At 57.3% G+C, this 15,835-nt stretch carries 19 protein-coding genes; 6 read left to right on the top strand and 13 right to left on the bottom strand.

The window, feature by feature from the left end; all coding sequences use genetic code 11:
* Positions 1 to 171: 171 nt before the first annotated feature.
* Positions 172 to 375: a hypothetical protein gene (locus O6929_11490; protein MCZ6481011.1), complete on the top strand. Its 204-nt coding sequence runs from the start codon at positions 172 to 174 to the stop codon at positions 373 to 375.
* Between the two features lie 127 nt (positions 376 to 502).
* Here O6929_11490 and O6929_11485 read toward each other — a convergent pair whose 3' ends face one another.
* The 3 genes from O6929_11485 to O6929_11475 all read right to left on the bottom strand — a co-directional run bounded on the left by O6929_11485 (position 503) and on the right by O6929_11475 (position 2,208).
* Positions 503 to 1,051, bottom strand: coding sequence for a hypothetical protein (locus tag O6929_11485; GenBank protein MCZ6481010.1), 549 nt, complete (start codon positions 1,049 to 1,051; stop codon positions 503 to 505).
* 414 nt (positions 1,052 to 1,465) lie between these two features.
* Positions 1,466 to 1,588 (bottom strand): hypothetical protein, encoded by a 123-nt coding sequence (locus O6929_11480; GenBank protein MCZ6481009.1) that lies wholly within the window; start codon positions 1,586 to 1,588, stop codon positions 1,466 to 1,468.
* A 113-nt stretch (positions 1,589 to 1,701) separates the two neighbouring features.
* Positions 1,702 to 2,208 carry an isoprenylcysteine carboxylmethyltransferase family protein gene (locus O6929_11475; protein MCZ6481008.1) on the bottom strand — a complete coding sequence of 169 codons (507 nt, stop codon included), beginning with the start codon at positions 2,206 to 2,208 and terminating at the stop codon, positions 1,702 to 1,704.
* 79 nt (positions 2,209 to 2,287) lie between these two features.
* Here O6929_11475 and O6929_11470 point away from each other — a divergent pair, with 79 nt between their 5' ends.
* A complete protein-coding gene (locus tag O6929_11470) occupies positions 2,288 to 2,992 on the top strand; it encodes a PilZ domain-containing protein (GenBank protein ID MCZ6481007.1) in 705 nt (234 codons plus the stop codon).
* Complete coding sequence (locus tag O6929_11465; GenBank protein MCZ6481006.1) at positions 2,989 to 3,330, top strand: PilZ domain-containing protein; 342 nt, start codon at positions 2,989 to 2,991, stop codon at positions 3,328 to 3,330. Before O6929_11470 ends, O6929_11465 begins: the two co-directional genes overlap by 4 nt.
* A gap of 121 nt (positions 3,331 to 3,451) precedes the next feature.
* On the opposite strand, the gene O6929_11460 is transcribed toward O6929_11465, so the two are convergent.
* The 9 genes from O6929_11460 to O6929_11420 form a co-directional block, all read right to left on the bottom strand.
* Positions 3,452 to 3,574, bottom strand: coding sequence for a hypothetical protein (locus tag O6929_11460; GenBank protein MCZ6481005.1), 123 nt, complete (start codon positions 3,572 to 3,574; stop codon positions 3,452 to 3,454).
* 339 nt (positions 3,575 to 3,913) lie between these two features.
* Positions 3,914 to 4,783, bottom strand: coding sequence for a hypothetical protein (locus O6929_11455; GenBank protein ID MCZ6481004.1), 870 nt, complete (start codon positions 4,781 to 4,783; stop codon positions 3,914 to 3,916).
* Positions 4,784 to 4,828: 45 nt separating this feature from the next.
* Complete coding sequence (locus O6929_11450) at positions 4,829 to 5,314, bottom strand: helix-turn-helix domain-containing protein (protein MCZ6481003.1); 486 nt, start codon at positions 5,312 to 5,314, stop codon at positions 4,829 to 4,831.
* A 31-nt stretch (positions 5,315 to 5,345) separates the two neighbouring features.
* Positions 5,346 to 5,642, bottom strand: coding sequence for a DUF4258 domain-containing protein (locus O6929_11445; GenBank protein MCZ6481002.1), 297 nt, complete (start codon positions 5,640 to 5,642; stop codon positions 5,346 to 5,348).
* 476 nt (positions 5,643 to 6,118) lie between these two features.
* Positions 6,119 to 7,444 (bottom strand): NTP transferase domain-containing protein, encoded by a 1,326-nt coding sequence (locus O6929_11440; GenBank protein ID MCZ6481001.1) that lies wholly within the window; start codon positions 7,442 to 7,444, stop codon positions 6,119 to 6,121.
* Between the two features lie 264 nt (positions 7,445 to 7,708).
* A complete protein-coding gene (locus O6929_11435) occupies positions 7,709 to 9,013 on the bottom strand; it encodes an adenylosuccinate synthase (protein MCZ6481000.1) in 1,305 nt (434 codons plus the stop codon).
* The gene (gene hisZ / locus O6929_11430; GenBank protein ID MCZ6480999.1) at positions 9,001 to 10,296 is read right to left on the bottom strand and encodes an ATP phosphoribosyltransferase regulatory subunit; all 1,296 of its coding nucleotides are present in this window, start codon (positions 10,294 to 10,296) and stop codon (positions 9,001 to 9,003) included. Before hisZ ends, O6929_11435 begins: the two co-directional genes overlap by 13 nt.
* A gap of 1 nt (position 10,297) precedes the next feature.
* On the bottom strand, positions 10,298 to 11,878 hold the full coding sequence (gene serA / locus O6929_11425; GenBank protein MCZ6480998.1) for a phosphoglycerate dehydrogenase: 1,581 nt from the start codon (positions 11,876 to 11,878) through the stop codon (positions 10,298 to 10,300).
* 37 nt (positions 11,879 to 11,915) lie between these two features.
* A complete protein-coding gene (locus tag O6929_11420) occupies positions 11,916 to 13,058 on the bottom strand; it encodes an alanine--glyoxylate aminotransferase family protein (GenBank protein ID MCZ6480997.1) in 1,143 nt (380 codons plus the stop codon).
* Between the two features lie 322 nt (positions 13,059 to 13,380).
* Between O6929_11420 and O6929_11415 the strand changes: the two genes are divergently transcribed.
* From O6929_11415 to uppS, 3 genes are all read left to right on the top strand, one after another.
* Complete coding sequence (locus tag O6929_11415; protein ID MCZ6480996.1) at positions 13,381 to 13,638, top strand: redoxin domain-containing protein; 258 nt, start codon at positions 13,381 to 13,383, stop codon at positions 13,636 to 13,638.
* Complete coding sequence (locus tag O6929_11410) at positions 13,525 to 13,950, top strand: TlpA disulfide reductase family protein (protein MCZ6480995.1); 426 nt, start codon at positions 13,525 to 13,527, stop codon at positions 13,948 to 13,950. Before O6929_11415 ends, O6929_11410 begins: the two co-directional genes overlap by 114 nt.
* Positions 13,951 to 14,164: 214 nt before the next feature.
* Positions 14,165 to 14,761 carry a polyprenyl diphosphate synthase gene (gene uppS, locus O6929_11405; GenBank protein MCZ6480994.1) on the top strand — a complete coding sequence of 199 codons (597 nt, stop codon included), beginning with the start codon at positions 14,165 to 14,167 and terminating at the stop codon, positions 14,759 to 14,761.
* A 138-nt stretch (positions 14,762 to 14,899) separates the two neighbouring features.
* Here uppS and O6929_11400 read toward each other — a convergent pair whose 3' ends face one another.
* Positions 14,900 to 15,811: a dihydroorotate dehydrogenase gene (locus O6929_11400; GenBank protein MCZ6480993.1), complete on the bottom strand. Its 912-nt coding sequence runs from the start codon at positions 15,809 to 15,811 to the stop codon at positions 14,900 to 14,902.
* Positions 15,812 to 15,835: the final 24 nt, after the last annotated feature.

The following is a 15,835-nucleotide window of genomic DNA, read 5'->3' as shown; positions in this document are numbered from 1 at the left end:
CCCGTCCGGTACTGCCCAAGCTGTGGTGAAGTGGTAAACGAGAACATTATCCTCAAGAAATGCAGCGACGCAGAACATGCGGTGAGCCGAAAGGACAGGTACAAGTATTGCGTGCATTGTGGTTTGCAGCTTATCAAGTAGCGTGACATCAATATGAGAGGGGGGTGATCCATGAATAAATACCTGAGCGGCACATGGGAAGAGTTCGAAGCGTGGATACGAAGTGCTATCGGGTCTGATTTTCGGTGGAAGATCCGTCCGAAGGATGAGCCCGCCTACCGGGAGATGATTGTGGGCTTGATCGAAGATGCTAGCAAACGCAACAAGGGCGTTTTTCCACAAAGCGACGCATTTATTGAACGCATAGTGCAATAATTAATCTGGATCGGATATCCATTACTGCCTGCCACTTACTGTCCCCGTTTCCCCTCCATCTCCCGCTCCACCTTATCCAGATGTTGTGTCAGGGTTTCCATTGTTGGTTCATTCATCGCAATCTCCTTCACTTTATGTCAGGGGACGTAAAACCAATTTTTCGCTTCGGCTTCGGCGGCTCGGGTTCATCTCGATCTTTCCCTTTTTCGAGATAGTGTGGTATCCACATCGCATATTCACCGGCGTCCTGGATTCGATCTCCACTCTCTTTTGATCCGGGAGCCGGTGATGTTCCCCACTTCTTCTGTTGCCAGAGGAGATGGGCCCGATGCGCAACTTCAAAGGCGGCAGCGTCCGGTTTGAGCCTTCCCTTGACCCAAATCACAGGGCGGGGGCTAGTCAAACCCCAACCGTCTACGTTCCGTATCCTATCCGGGCGATCTCTAAACCTCTCGTGCACATCTTCATTAAGCGAGTTAAGTGCGGGATCATCAGCCGGGACATCGGGTGGTTTGCTACTCTGTCTCACGTAGGCAAACCATTTTAGCAACACGTCGTCCAGGCCGAGATCCTCTCGCACAAACTCAAGTATCGTGAGCGCAGCCTCCCTAGTCCGCGGCTCAATATCACCCTCCGGGACCTCACTGAACCATCGGCTACCTTTGCGAACCATCATGACTTCCCCCTTTACCGCCCCCGCTTCCCCTCCATCTCCCGCCGTACCGCCTTGATCCGTCCCAAGACCTCCGCTGTTACTCACCATAGAGGATGGTTTCCTCGTACCGGTCAAAGATATCCTCTAAGGCGGGACCCTCATACGGCCTTTCATTAGGCCCTAAGCAAAGACCCCTTTTCGAAACAGTAACAACTCCAAATTCCTCCAGCATTTGTCTATTTTCTTTCCTTGCCTTCAACGCAGTCATGCACGTTTCTTGATCTTGAAACACAGCCACACTTGCCCATCCTGGCGGAATCGGGACAGGCCCCCACGTCCACGGGGCACTAAAGTAAAGCCAAAGTACAAACCAGTTCATTCAATTATTCAATGACGAGCAACCCGCGTATCCTGTCGTGGTGGCTCAAAATAGATTTAGGAAGCAGCCTTTCCCTCCATCTCCCTTCTCACCACCTTGATCTCCTCCAAGACCTCCTCGTTGGTCAGTAGGCCCTTCCGCACGAGCACCCGCCGTGTGGCATCCTGCTCCATCATCATGGCCCGGAGCAGTTCCTCGAAGGTGACGACTTGCTTTGGATCGAGTTTTTTGGACCATGTTAAACTCTCCTCTTCGCCCCACCGTCAGCCCTGCAGCGGCTTGGAGCCAGTCCTTACAACCAGCGACGGACAGCCGACTTGTACCGAACGTACTCTTCACCGAATGCGGCTCCCAGGTGACGCTCTTCTCTAAGTACCACTCCAAAGTGCATAACCAACAGCACTGGAATCACCAAAAGCAGCACCCAAACGGTGTTCAGAACAACACCCAGACCGACGTAGAGGAGCGTCAATGACACATACGTTGGATTGCGGGAGAACCGGTAAGGGCCGTCCGTAATCAGGGCGGAAGCCGTTTTCCACACAACGAACGGCGTGCCCGCTCGCCGAAACCGAATCAGAACGGGTGGCATTATCACAATGGGCAAAATTATTAGGACTGCTCCAGCGACATAGCCCCATCGCGCTGAGAAAGGCGCGGTAGGCCAAAGATGGTCGAGCCCGAGCCCGACCAACAGCGCCACTAGGTAGATGACCGGCGGTGGGACGGATATTCCGCTTCTCCCTACTGGATTGATGTCTGGCTCCACAACCCCCTTCCAGCCTCCCTCGCCTCCCACTGTAGCCTCAGAACTCCAAATCCTCTACCCGCCCGCCGTCTGGCATGGTCCTTGCTCTCCTTCGCCGTGGAGGAAACTTGTGTCTTCCTACACACATGTCCGCGATTACCCGCGCCTCATGGTCTGGTTACCCGTTCAGTGCACTCTTCTAAGCCACGGGCAGCCCACGGGGAAGATGATCACCGGCAAGACCAAGTCCATCAGTCCCGGTGGACTGGGACTTCTGCTTCCCGATACGACCCCCCTCAGGACCTCACTATCGATCCAGGTCTGTCAGGAGGAACCGCTGCCCGGGCTTGTTATCTGGCGTGACAGGCCCATCTCAACTGATTTGGTAACTAGCGTCCCCCATGGTGTCGCTTTTGATCAGCCGGTCGACGCAGACCGGATACGGCGATGGGTGCTCAACGCAAGAAAACGAGCCCATCCCCGAGTCCGAGTCCAGTTCGATGTGGAGTTCACCGGGGCGGGAAAGGAGCGACATGGCACTTGCCTGAGTCAGAGCAGGGGCGGGATGTTTATCACCACTATGGATGTTCCGCCCACACCAGGGACTGTCACCTTGCTCCGTTTTAAGCTGCACGATACTTCCCACATGCTGTTGATCCCTGCCGAAGTGGCCTGGGTGCGCGGGGAGGCAAGCGGGCCGAGTGTTGTCACGGGCATAGGAGTGAAGTTCCTCGCAGTCAACCCGGAGGAGGCTGTCTTGATCGGCACCGTCGTCGATCGGCTTCTCGGGGAGGCTTCCCCCTCGCCGGATTCCTCCCTTCCGCCGTCACCATGAATAACCCGACTTATACGCGACGTTCCCCCCGTGTTTCCTGCGACATCCCCATGGAGTACCAAGTCCAGGACGACCGCCCCCAGGAGGGACGGATCACCAAGCTCGGAACCGTGGGGACGCTCCTCACCACGCAGGAGTCGGTCCCGCTCGGGGCCGAGCTGGTCCTACGCTTCTACCTCCCTCTCAGCAACCGGCCCGTCCGGATCGCCTGCACGGTGAAGTGGGTGGATGATTGCTCGGTCGGGGTGGAGTTCTCTCACCTGAATCTCCAGGAACAGGAAGAGATCTGGAGGTTCCACGCGAGAGAGTCGGCGCGGCAGCAGGAGCTGGGCGGCTAGCGGCACTCTTGAACGAACATGCTATCACACCCATCAACGGCGTTTTTCCACAATGCATCGCATTTATTGAACGGATAGAGGAATGATTAATCTGGCTTGGATATTCATTGCTGCCTGCCACTTACCGTCCCCGCTTCCCCTCCATCTCCCGCCGTACCGCCTTGATCTCCTCTAACACCTCCTCGTTGGTCAGGAGGCCCTTCCGCACCAACACCCGCCGTGTAGCCTCTGTCTCGAACATCATGGCCCGGAGTAGTTCCTCGAAAATCAATCGACTCCGACCCCGTTGATTTTACCCCGACCCCGTTGATTTTACCGCGGGGATCTCGTTGAAGCTCGTTTAGCTCAGGCGCCAGTGCGTCCTGGAGCTCCTGATTGGGGAGGAGGGCGATAAATCGTGCCCATGGATCTCGCTGTCGAATTATACCCAAAGCCAGTGGCCCAACGTGTTGCGACTCCTCTCGTCGTCGTAATCCCTGTGCCCGCGAATGCCCGGGACGACCCTTCCAATCACGGTGTGTCAGGGAAACGGCCTTTCGGGAGCTCTCTTCTAGACCCGCGATGATGGCAGCAGCCAGCGTCACTAAGATGGAATAAGCCGCGGCCTCCCCTTCCATCGAAATGCGTTAATCACCGATTGGAATACCTCGGCAGCTATTGCAATATTGTCGTGACTGATCGCTAGTTCACCATGGCTGCCATCTTCTAGGGTATACCAAAGCCTGTTTCCTTCTAGCACGCTGAGCAGAAGTACGCCGCCGCCAGGAGCGTGAACGATTCCATTGTCAATCGGCTCCAACTTGAGCGGGTTTCCACGCCTGTCACGGCCTAGGCTCCTGTCCTCAAGATGATGTGCGGAATCTCTAATGCCCTTGAGGTGTGGAAATGCGGCTCGAAATTTCGTCAGCTCTTTTTCAATAGTATTGGGTCTGTCACGTTCTTTTGTGAGGTTCTCAAGGACCTTGTGGAAGCTGTCTAAAGCGTACACATAGGCGTGTGCGTAAATCCAAAGAAGGCGACGTTGGTACTCGTGAGGCATCTGCCCCGATTCCCGAGATTGCCTTCTCATCTCCAATTCAATGAAATGAAGAATTACGGGATACATCCGAAAGAACTTCTCTTCACCCACTTCCTCAAGAATATTCTGCTCTAAAGTGTGACGAAAAGGTTCCTCTTCCTTATCGGTTTCTTTTTGACCTCTCGCGTGTAACTCATCGAGCAAGCGCGCTTGTTCAGTCTCGAAGAGGTTAAGAGCAACAACTGCATCTGTGAACTGATCTTCTAATAGGCGCAGAAACGTTTGAATACGGGCGATCCAATCACGGTCGGCATGGTCCAAAAAGGTGCCTGGGAACGAGATCTCGAAAACGTGCATAGGATTATCCAAACGGGCGCGGATGTTTACCAAACCCCTCCCAGAAAGCCAGAAGCCCCGGCGAATTGCCTGCGCCATGCCTCTGGTGCAGGGCCGCCGGGGCCGGCCTGAGCCACCGTGTTCTTACGCTGCCAGCCGCCATTGGTTCTTGACCAAGGTGAATACCGGCCGCTTCGCCTTCCGCATGCGCCGACGCCGCCCGAGCTCCTCGGCCATGCGCAGGAGCACGCCCCGTACATCCTCCCGGCTGCTCGCTGCCAACACCAGCGCACGCGCCAGGCGGTCTGTCGGCTTGCCGAGCGCCTTCGTGTGGCCATTCTCGATCCGGGAGAGGTGTTCCGGCCTGACCTCAAGCAGATCCGCGAATTTCTGCGCGGGGAGGCCCGCATGCTTCCGAAGGAACCGGAGCTCCTGCCCGGTCAGCAGTTCCGGTTTGTGTAGCAGGGTGTCCGCGATCACCCGATGGAGCTGCCCGATCCGGGGGATGACGGGCACCTCGGCCTGGCAGTACGGGCACACGTAGACCGTGATGCCGGACAACACGACGTTGTCCAGCCCGCTTTCCGTATACGCATACGGCGCGGCCTTTGTCACCTGGCGCTTGCGCATGGACCTGCCACACTCACACTGCATCTTCTACCTACCTCCGGACTACGGTTACGATGATGAGGCGCCCGTCGATCTCCACCACCACCCGCATCGGCCTCCCGTCCACGGACCTGACATCCAGGACGTACCGCCACCAGGCGTGGGGCTTACTATGGTCGGTGACGCGGCCATAGCGGATGGCGTGCTCGATGTCCGTCATGTCGAATCCGCGTTCCTGCATCCGACGCTTGGCATGGTTGATCACCTCGCGTTCTTCCCACAAGGCCCTGATACGTTGGTGCGCACGCCGATAATTCCCGGGATTGCGTAGCGGGATGATTTTTCCCATAGACTCTTTTCCTTACCGACTCCATCTATGTGGCCCCCCATTCGCCACTTGACAATTTATCAAGTCCTTACATCTATGTCAAGTGTTTCTTGGAATCCTTCCCCCAAAACCCCAGACCGGCTCTGCTCTAGGCCACGGGCCTGACGTGCCCGAAAACGTGCCCGCGACGGCCCAAAAGCTACCCAAAATCACCCCCCGCTAGCCAACTAGAAATAGAAAACCCCCCGATAAATCAGCGATTTACCGAGGGGTTTTGAACTCCATTAGGGCTTAAAAGGCAGGTGCTCTGCCAGCTGAGCTAACGGGTCACAGGCTCATTATAGCAAGGGGTACACGACACTCAAGGACGAAAAGCATCCGCCGTCGCCTTGCGGCCTTCAGTAGAATATTTCCGATCTGGGCCTCCCCCTACAACTCGGGCTCCCCGGGACCGGAAGCGGTTCATTGGCAGGGGCACGGAGCGTGCAGGCGACAGATCACGATTCGCTTTTGTATAGAACGAGCATCCTCCTGATATTTTCTGTGTTCATAAACAGAGCAATAAGAACCAAGATCGAAAGGGGCTGATTCACCAAACCTCCAAGAAAGATGAGAAACATTCTGGCATCACGGCCCATTCGAAAATAATGCTCTCCCCGACCAAGTTTTCTTTGCATGAATTGGTCATACTTGTCGGCGGTATAGCTGTTCATGAATGTCCCGAGAATTGCCAGAAAGCCGATAGCGATTATCAGAAAATCCTTATTCGGAGAGTAGACATGATACGTCAAGCCGAGGAGGAGAAATCCATCAGCATAGCGATCGAGGACGGCATCAAACCACCCACCAAATTCCGTCATTCGGGATTTTAGTCTGGCGATCTCCCCATCACAACCATCAATGACCGAGGCAAGTTGTGCCAGTGTGGCGCCAATGAGGAGCGGAATATATCCTGCGAAAAGGAAGAAAACCGCGCCAAGCATCGAGAGGACAAATGAAAAGAAGGAGACACGGTTGGGGGTAATCGTGGTTTTTAAGAGATGTTTAGTGATTCTGGTCGAGAGGGGTCTGTTGACGTATCGTGAGATCACGCCGTCAGAAGGCTTGTCCAACGTGGCTAAGAGTTGACCTTCGGCCTTCCTGAGCGACATGTCATCATCCACATCAATCCAGAACGCATCCTGAATGTCAGCCGCTTTGGCCTTCCCTTTTTGAGCCAGTACCCGAATTCCCCCGGACAGTGAGCCAAGACCACGATGCACACTTTCTTCAATGGCAGGAAATATGGCGGGTGAACACAGAAAAACCCCGGTATCGTACGCGTTATACTTCTTGATGTCCTTGCCGATATCCAGGATGAGGCCGTCCTCAACCAGCACCTTCGTTACATCATGGGGATCCACAAACTTGTTTCCATGGATGTTGTAATCAACGGCCAGGATGACCTCATCTTCGCCGATGGATCGATTCTTAAGGGACAGTAGGATTGATTCATCGAGGATGTGGTCCGCCATTATGAGGATAAAATTGTCATTCAGGACCGTCTTTGCCTTGAGAACGGAGAAACCGTTTTCCTTCTCCCAGTCTTCGTTGATTAGATGGCTGATTCTTACGTTTCGGGAAGAAGCCATGCGGTCCAAGGCGTGACGGACTCTTTCGCCATTGTACCCGCTGACCACAAAGAAGTCATTCAGCCCGGCACTGTTTGCGGTGAGAATGACCCGTTCGACTAGGGGCAATCCCAACAGTGGAATAAGCGGCTTGGGGTCCGTTTGCGAGAAAAACCGTCTCCCCCGTCCTGCAGCGATGATGAGGCAGTTCATATCGGGTCTCGATTCTCTGAAGAATTGTTCGGTTAATTGATGTGTTTCACCGCTGGGACGCTTCTGGAGTGCTTCATAAAATGGGCCAGAGGTAAAAAGAGAATTCCTGTCCTGGCCAGAACCCGTGTGGGACCCCTGAGGAGATTGCCTTAGGGGGGGCCTTAATATCGCCCACCTTTATATGATGTGTCAAGCGAGTAAAAAGACAAGCGCGGCTCGCCTGCCCTTGCTGTGAACCATGAACCATGAACCGTCAACCGTGAACTAGACGAGGCCCCACTGCTTGAAGGATGGGGTCGGCAGAAGAATGGTCTGGTCCCGCTCGGGACCCGTGGAGATGAGCGAGATGTCAATGCCGAGCATGGTTTCCAAGCGATCCAAGAATGCCCGACACTTTTTCGGGAGTTCCCCAATGGACTGGCGCCCCAGCGTGCTCTCTTGCCATCCCTCTATCTCCTCATAAAGCGGCTGGCATTTCTGGAGGATGTCGGTCTCGTTGGGAAATCCCTCCAGGGTTTGTCCACGGTACCGATACGCCAGACAAATCTGAACCACCGGGAAGGAGTCTAGGACATCCAGCTTCGTGAGTGCCAGAGTGGTTATACCGTTTACCCGGATGGCATATCGGAGGGAGGTTGCGTCGAGCCACCCGCATCGCCTGGGCCTCCCCGTGGTGGCCCCAAACTCTTCTCCGCGCTTACGAAGCTCCTCGCCGGTACGATCCCCGAGCTCCGTGGGAAATGGACCCTCTCCCACCCGCGTCGTATAGACCTTCATGACACCCAAGACTCCGTCAATCCGGGACGGTCCGACCCCGGTTCCAATGCAGGCGCCTCCAGCTGTTGCACTGCTTGAGGTGACATACGGATACGTTCCCAGATCTACATCCAGGAGTGTCCCCTGCGCTCCCTCGAAAAGAATATTCTTGCCCTCTTCAATCATCCCGTTCAGGACCGCCGAGGCATCTACGAGAAAGGGCTGGACCTCGGCGAAGTGGACCATCTGTTCGTCAAAGATGGTCTCGGGGTCGAGGGTGTGGAGGGCGCTTTCCTTCGGGGCATGGGCCTTCTTCTCGGACAAGTTGGCGCACAGTCGATCTCGGAAGAGGGGCGGATCGAGGAGATCCCCGATTCGGATTCCCACTCTGGCCGCCTTATCGGAGTACGCCGGACCGATCCCGCGTCCGGTGGTCCCGATGGGTCGGGCGGTATTTTGCTCCTGCTCCCTGTCCAGAATCTTGTGATACGGGAGAACCAGGTGGGCATTTTTTCCGATGAAGAGATGCCCCTCCGGATCCACGGCCAGGCGGCGGAGCTGGTTGAGTTCGTGGGTGAGCCCCGGAAGATCGACTACCACCCCGTTTCCTAGGATGCACGGTTTCCCTTTCCGGAGGATTCCGGAGGGAACCAGGTGCAGGACCACCTTCTCCCTCCCCACGACCACCGTGTGTCCCGCATTGTTTCCCCCCTGATAGCGGGCCACGGCGTCGAAAGATTCGCTGATGGTGTCAACAATCTTTCCCTTCCCCTCGTCGCCCCACTGGGTGCCCACCACGATCACGTTGGCCATTGGAGAGTCCCATCTTTGACGTGTTGGCAAAACTCTGCAAAGGGGAGGGTTGTTTCGGTCCCCGTCATGAGATCGCGCAGATTGAGTTCGTTCCGGGGAATTCCTTCGAGCCCTAGGATGATTACTCGGGGGATTGCATTCACCCGAGCGTAATCAAGTGACCCCGCTTGGTCGCGCTGGATGATGTCCCTTGCGACAGCATAGCCCTTACTCCGCAGGGTCTGGGCCAGGTGAAGAGCCTGATGCTTGTCCGGATTAAAGTCGATTATGAGGAAGTCCGGGCCTTGATCTGCCGGAAGGATACCCTCCACCTCGAGTGCGGCCAGAACCTTCTCCATCTCGAAGGCAAATCCGATGGCGGGGCAAGGATAGCCGAAGTGGCCAATCAGGTTGTCGTACCGGCCACCACCCCCGATGGGGGAGCCCAAGCCCTCGGTGAAGACTTGGAAGACGACACCGGTGTGGTAGTCAAAAGCGTACGTCTCTCCGAGGTCAATAATGATGTGCTCGGCCAGGCCGTATGTCTTGAGGATCTTGTAGACCTGTATGAGGTTTTCAAGGGCAAGTCGGGACTGCTCTGTGACCGCCCAGGCCTTCGCCTTTTCCAGCACTGCTTCGCCACCGTAGAGAGTGGTCAGGTTCAGTATCCCCTCTTTCAGTTTGTCCTCGACAGGAAGGGGACTCAAAGTGAGTTCGAGTTCCACGGCGTCCTTCCGTCGGAGGGCCGAGAGGATCTTTCGACGAAGCTCGGGGGACGGGTTCAGCGCGTTTAGCATTCCTCGGAGATACTCCACTTGTCCGACGTCGATCTGAAAGCGGGGGATCCCGACTTCCTGGCATCCCTCGACTGCCATGGAAATTATCTCGGCATCCGCCTCGGGCCGATCGAGGCCGATGAGCTCTACCCCGGCCTGAAAGAACTCCCGGTGCCGTCCTCCCTGGGGTTCCTCATGGCGGAAGACAGAGGCAGAGTAGGCCAAGCGAAGGGGGAGAGGGTCATGTTGCATCGTCGCAGCCACCATCCGTGCGACCTGGGGGGTCAGATCAGATCGCAGTGCCAGGAGGAGACCGGTCTGTCGGTCCACGAACTTGAAGGTTTTTCCCTGGTCGCCGTCCCCCGTCCCGTGGGCGAAGACCTCTAGGTATTCAAAGGTGGGGGTTAGAATTTCGCGAAACCCCCAGCGATGAAAAACAGTCAGGAGCGTCTTCTCTACCCACCTGAGGCGGGCCGCCTCGGGCGGGGAGAGGCCCCGAACCCCTTTAGGAATGGCGGTGGGGATCACCTCAGACCTTTACCACCTTGGCATAGACGATGTTGGGCATCCGCCGGATTTCATCGAGGACGGGCGTTGGAATCGGGCTGTCCACGTTGACGACGGAAAGCGCTTGGCCGCCCGGCTTCTCTCGGCCTAGGTTCATGCCGGCGATGTTGACCCCGTTTTGACCGAGGAGGGTGCCAATCTTCCCGATCACGCCCGGGACATCCAGGTTGGAGAAGACGAGCAGGTGTCCTTCCGGTACAGCCTCGAGGGAGAACTCATCAATCCTCACCACACGGGGTTCCCGCCGGCTGAACAAAGTTCCGGCGACGACGCATTGTCCTCGGTCGGTCTGGATGACGACGGAGATGAGGCTGGTGTAGTCCTCTTCCTGGCTGCTTTTTGACTCCACCACGCGGATCCCCCGCTGTCGAGCGAAGGGGAGAGCATTAACCATGTTGATGGCCCCAGAAGTGATAGAGTCAAGCACCCCCTTCACCACCACCGCCGTCAGAGGCGAGGTGTCGTAGCTCGCCACCTCCCCGGTGTAGTCAATACGGATCTCCTGGAACCGACCCTCGGCGAGCTGCGAGTCGAGCCGCCCGAGTTTTTCCGCTAACGTGAGATACGGCTGAATCTTGGCTAAGAGTTCTGGCTCGATTGACGGCGTGTTCACCGAGTTCAGAATGATCCCCCGGGTGAGATAGTCCGCCACCTGTTGGGCAATGGCGACGGCGACGTTTTCCTGGGCTTCAGCGGTTGCAGCGCCCAGGTGGGGGGTGCCGATGAAGTTCTCCAGGGAAAGCAACGGACTGGTCGTAGCGGGCTCATCCTCAAACACATCAAAGGCAGCGCCCGCCACGTGTCCGGTCACCATGGCGTCGTAGAGGGCCTTCTCTTCCACGATACCCCCCCGGGCGCAATTCACGATTCGCACGCCCGGTTTCATCTGGCTGATGGTCTCGCGGTTAATCATGTGAGAGGTGTCAGGGCCGAAAGGCACGTGGAGGGTGATGAAGTCCGCTTGCCGGTAAACCTCTTCCGGGTCGGTCAGTTCCACGCCGATGCGGCTGGCCACCTCGGCCGAGATGAAGGGATCGTAGGCAATGACACGCATGGCAAAGCCCTTGGCCCGTTTGGCAACCTCGGAACCGATTCGCCCAAGTCCGATGATTCCCAAGGTCTTGTTGTAGAGCTCAATGTTCAGAAACTTTCCCTTCGCCCACTGTCCCCCCTTCAGGGAGTCCACTGCCTGGGGAACATTCTTAGCGAGGGCCAAGAGGAGGGACATGGTGTGCTCGGCAGTGGTGATGGTGTTGCCCGTGGGGGTGTTCATCACAACGATCCCCTGGGCGGTCGCCACCTCCACATCGACGTTATCTACCCCAACTCCCGCCCGGCCAATCACTTTGAGTTGCTTCCCTGCCTGAATCGCATCGGCGGTCACCTTTGTGGCGCTTCGGACGATCAGGGCGTCGTATTGCTCGATGATCTGGACAAGGTCTTCAGGTTTCGTCTTTGGTCTGACGTCTACCTGAATGTCCGGAATCTGCCGGAGTACCTCGACGCCTCGCGGAGACAGATCATCGGTGACCAAAACTCGCATCGGTCTCTCCATGATGTTGTCTATATTCTCCCTATCTTTATCCTTCCGAATGCCTGAGGACTTCCTGGGCAGCCCGGATTCCCTCGCCCGGTTTGCTCGGGTACCCCAGCTCCGAAAGCGTGAGTTCCAGCGCGGAGAGCGCGACGACCACATCGGAGGTGTCGGCGTACCCCATGGTGGCCAATCGAAAGATTTTTCCCTTCATCGATCCCTGACCTCCGGCGATGGTCACCCCATGCTTCTCGCGGAGCGTCTTCACGATCGCTGTACCATCGATGCCTTGCGGGGCCTTGATGGCGGTCACCGCCGGGCTCGGTCGTTCCGCAAAGAGTTCCAGGCCAAGGGCCGTGACCCCCGCGCGCATGGCGGCCGCGAGTCGCTCGTGTCGGCGAAAGACGTCTTGAAGCCCTTCGCTCCGGATCATCCTGAGGGTCTCCTGAAGCCCGATGACCAACGAGATGGCCGGAGTAAAGTGGGCTTGGTTTTTGACCAGGGTCTTCCGCTCTGCGCGGAAGTCAAAATAGTACTTGGGGAGTCGAGACCGCTCCACCACGTCCCACGCCTTTCGGCTTACCCCCACCAGGGTAAGGCCGGGAGGCAGCATGAGGGCCTTCTGGGAACCGGCGACCACGACGTCCGCACCCCAAGCATCCATCGGAAGGTCCACCACCCCCAGGCTGCTAATCGCATCGACCACCAAGACGGTGGGGGTCTTTCGGACGATCTGGGCGATGGCCTGGATGTCGTGGAGGACACCCGTCGAGGTTTCGCTATGGGTGCTGAACACGGCAGAAATCTTGGGGTCCTTCTCGAGCGCGGCGGCGACGAGGCCCGGATCTACCGCTTTCCCGTAAGGAATGTCAATCGGGGTGAAGTTGATGGCGTAGGCCTGACAAATCTCTCCCCATCGCTCGCCAAACTTCCCTCCTCGGATGACCAGCGCCGTGTCGCCTGGCGACAGCGTGTTTGCCACCGCCGCCTCCATCCCTCCGGTCCCCGTCGCGGCGAAGAGGAGGACCTCCTCTGTCGTCTGGAACAGGTGCTTGAGGCCTTCCCGCACTTCGGCAAGGAGAGCTTCAAACTCCGGAGCCCGATGGTGGGGAATGGGACGGGCCATCGCCAACACGGCGTCGGGAAGGACGGGTGTCGGGCCGGGGGCAAAAAGATGCGGTTTTTTCATTCAGGCCTCTCCTGAAAAGGGGGTGTGAGCGGGGGGAATAAACCTGGAAAGTGCCCGGGGGAAGGGGTACCTCACCCCGATACGGGGAAATGAAGGTGCTTTCGATTTGGAGGCTTCTCTGACATGATAATCACACCCGGGGTCCGCCTCTTGGCTTTCAAGCGGTCCGACCCCGATCACGAAATACCACTATACCTCTATACCTATAGCGGGAAGGAGTTAGTGTGTCAAGCCGAAACCCGCAATCTAATTTTCGTTGTCGTACGGGGGGTTCCATGGTACCCTCCCCCACCTGGAATCCAAGGAGTGAGGGGAGGAACCGATGAAAAACATCAGAGGCGGTGTGGGCGTGGGAAGGTCCCTCGTATCATGTCTGATCGTGGCAGGCCTCTTGTGGGTGGGAGTCCCGGTTGCCCTGGCACAATCTCCTTCCGGTCCTGTGCGGCTGCCTCCCGGTCTTGTGAAAATGGTAGATAAACCAGCCCCCGATTTCAGTCTGACCCTTTTCTCGGGCGAAAAAGTCGAACTCAAAGACTTCCGGGGGAAGGTCGTGGTTTTGAACTTCTGGCACTCCGCGTGACCAGCCTGCCAGCGGGAGTCTCCCGTTCTGATTAAGGCTTACGAGATGTTCAAGGACCGGGGAGCAAGGTTCCTTGGGGTCAATGTTCCTTGGGACAATGAGGGGAACGCTCGGAAATTTGCAGAGGATCGAAAGGTCCCCTATGCGGTGGGGCATGATAAGGGGAGTCGCATTACCACGCTTTACCGTGTGGACGCGACGCCGATCACTTTTATCGTTTACCCGGATGGAAACGTTGCTGCCTTGGTCCGGGGAAGAATGCACCTCGATGAATTGACCGCGGTGCTTGAGCAACTCTCGGACAACAAATGATCCGCCGGTAAGATATCGACTTGCCGATGATGTTTGATCCAATTTCTCTTCTCTACCGGTTCTACGAGCGCCGAATTCTCCGGGAGGTCCAGCGAAGGGTGTTGCCCCGGCACATCGGCCTCATCCTGGATGGCAACCGACATACGCGCTGGAACTCGGCCTCGCCGATCCACTCGAGGGGCACCGGCTGGGGGCGGACAAGCTCGGGTAGGTCTTGGACTGGCTGGGTGAGCTACACATCTGGATTATTACTATCTATGTCCTCTCCACGGAAAACCTCTCCCGCCCTCACGGCGAGCTCACGCGCCTCCTGAATCTTATGGAGTCAAAGATGCGAGCCGTAGCGGTGGCCCCAAAGATCCACGAGAAAGGGGTCCGGATCCGGGCGGTCGGGCAGATGGAACTCTTACCCGCATCCCTGCAAGCGGCCATCGACCGAGCGGAGGAGGCCACCCACACGTACAATAACTTCTTCCTCAATATCGCCGTCGGGTATGGGGGGAGGCAAGAAATTGCCGATGCGGTGAAGCTGCTCCTGAGAGATCGAGTCCGGCGGGGAGCCGCCCTTGAGCAGGTGGCGGAAGAGATCACACCCGAAGAGATTGGAAAGTATCTGTATACGTATGATCTTCCCGATCCGGACCTCATCATCCGAACGAGTGGCGAGGTCCGCCTCTCCGACTTTCTCCTGTGGCAGAGCGCCTATAGCGAGTTCTATTTTTGTGACGCCTACTGGCCCGCCTTCCGGAAGATCGATATGCTCCGGGCCATCTGGAGTTATCAGCAACGGAAGCGTCGCTTCGGCACGTAAGCCCCCTCTGTCCCATGTCCGAAGTCCGGTGTCCAAGCTCCGATGACATCGTTCAAGCCCTTGGTCTGTCTGTTCTAAGTAACCTCGCACCTCGGACTGTGAACCTTGGACACCAATCGGGCTTCGGCCCCAGGCGGACTAACGCGCCTCGGAGGGAATAGCGGCCCCGATCAGCTGGGTGACGGCAGCGAACTTGTGGCGGATCAGGTAGGCCTCGATGTCGGCCAGGACCTTCATTGGGGCCAACGGATCGAGGAAATTGGCGGTCCCCACCTGGACCGCAGTGGCCCCGGCGAGAAGGAACTCCACTGCATCATGACCGGTCATGATCCCCCCGATACCGATGACGGGGATTTTCACCTCTTGGGCCACCTCCCAGACCATCCGTACAGCGATTGGACGGATGGCCGGGCCGGAGAGACCACCGGTGGCTCCGGGGAGTTTTGGCCGGCGGCTGCGGAGGTCAATGACCATGCCGACGATGGTGTTAATGAGCGAGAGGGCATGGGCCCCCGCGTCGGCGGCCGCTCGGGCAATCACGGTGACATCGGTTACATTCGGGGAAAGCTTGGGGATTATCGGAAGGGGAGTGGCTTGCCGGACCGACCGCACCACCTCGTAGGCGAGACGCGGGTCGGTGCCAAAATCGAGCCCCCCGGCTACGTTGGGGCAGGAGATGTTGAGTTCGATCCCGGCCACTCCCTCGGCGTCAGAGAGACGCTTGGCCAGATCGGCGAACTCTTCTACTGACTTTCCGGCAATGTTGACCAGGAGCGGGGTGGCCAACGTTCGGAGGAACGGGAGCTTTTGCTTGAGAAAGAGGTCGATCCCGACGTTCTGCAGCCCGATGGAGTTGAGCATCCCTCCCGGGGTCTCGGCGATCCTGGGAGGTGCGTTGCCCGGTCGCGGATGCATCGTCACCGTCTTGACAATGATGGCACCAAGGGCATTGAGATCAAAGAAGGGGGTGAACTCGTCCCCGTACCCGAAGGTTCCGGAGGCGGTCATCACCGGGTTTTTCAACGGGATTCCGGCAATCTCGACGCCCATGTTTGGACGCTTCTCCGGTGACCG

The sequence above is a fragment of the Candidatus Methylomirabilota bacterium genome, from assembly GCA_027293415.1.
GTDB lineage: Bacteria > Methylomirabilota > Methylomirabilia > Methylomirabilales > CSP1-5 > CSP1-5.
This window is presented reverse-complemented; position numbering and strand designations above follow the sequence as displayed.

Excerpts from the sequence above, each read along its gene's own strand:
- O6929_11490 (MCZ6481011.1), top strand. The coding sequence starts at position 172 with ATGAATAAATACCTGAGCGGCACATGGGAAGAGTTCGAAGCGTGGATA.
- O6929_11485 (MCZ6481010.1), bottom strand. The coding sequence starts at position 1,051 with ATGATGGTTCGCAAAGGTAGCCGATGGTTCAGTGAGGTCCCGGAGGGT.
- O6929_11480 (MCZ6481009.1), bottom strand. The coding sequence starts at position 1,588 with ATGATGATGGAGCAGGATGCCACACGGCGGGTGCTCGTGCGGAAGGGC.
- O6929_11465 (MCZ6481006.1), top strand. The coding sequence starts at position 2,989 with ATGAATAACCCGACTTATACGCGACGTTCCCCCCGTGTTTCCTGCGAC.
- O6929_11460 (MCZ6481005.1), bottom strand. The coding sequence starts at position 3,574 with ATGATGTTCGAGACAGAGGCTACACGGCGGGTGTTGGTGCGGAAGGGC.
- O6929_11455 (MCZ6481004.1), bottom strand. The coding sequence starts at position 4,783 with ATGGCGCAGGCAATTCGCCGGGGCTTCTGGCTTTCTGGGAGGGGTTTG.
- O6929_11450 (MCZ6481003.1), bottom strand. The coding sequence starts at position 5,314 with ATGCGCAAGCGCCAGGTGACAAAGGCCGCGCCGTATGCGTATACGGAA.
- O6929_11445 (MCZ6481002.1), bottom strand. The coding sequence starts at position 5,642 with ATGGGAAAAATCATCCCGCTACGCAATCCCGGGAATTATCGGCGTGCG.
- O6929_11440 (MCZ6481001.1), bottom strand. The coding sequence starts at position 7,444 with ATGAACTGCCTCATCATCGCTGCAGGACGGGGGAGACGGTTTTTCTCG.
- O6929_11435 (MCZ6481000.1), bottom strand. The coding sequence starts at position 9,013 with ATGGCCAACGTGATCGTGGTGGGCACCCAGTGGGGCGACGAGGGGAAG.
- serA (MCZ6480998.1), bottom strand. The coding sequence starts at position 11,878 with ATGCGAGTTTTGGTCACCGATGATCTGTCTCCGCGAGGCGTCGAGGTA.
- O6929_11420 (MCZ6480997.1), bottom strand. The coding sequence starts at position 13,058 with ATGAAAAAACCGCATCTTTTTGCCCCCGGCCCGACACCCGTCCTTCCC.
- O6929_11415 (MCZ6480996.1), top strand. The coding sequence starts at position 13,381 with ATGAAAAACATCAGAGGCGGTGTGGGCGTGGGAAGGTCCCTCGTATCA.
- O6929_11400 (MCZ6480993.1), bottom strand. The coding sequence starts at position 15,811 with ATGGGCGTCGAGATTGCCGGAATCCCGTTGAAAAACCCGGTGATGACC.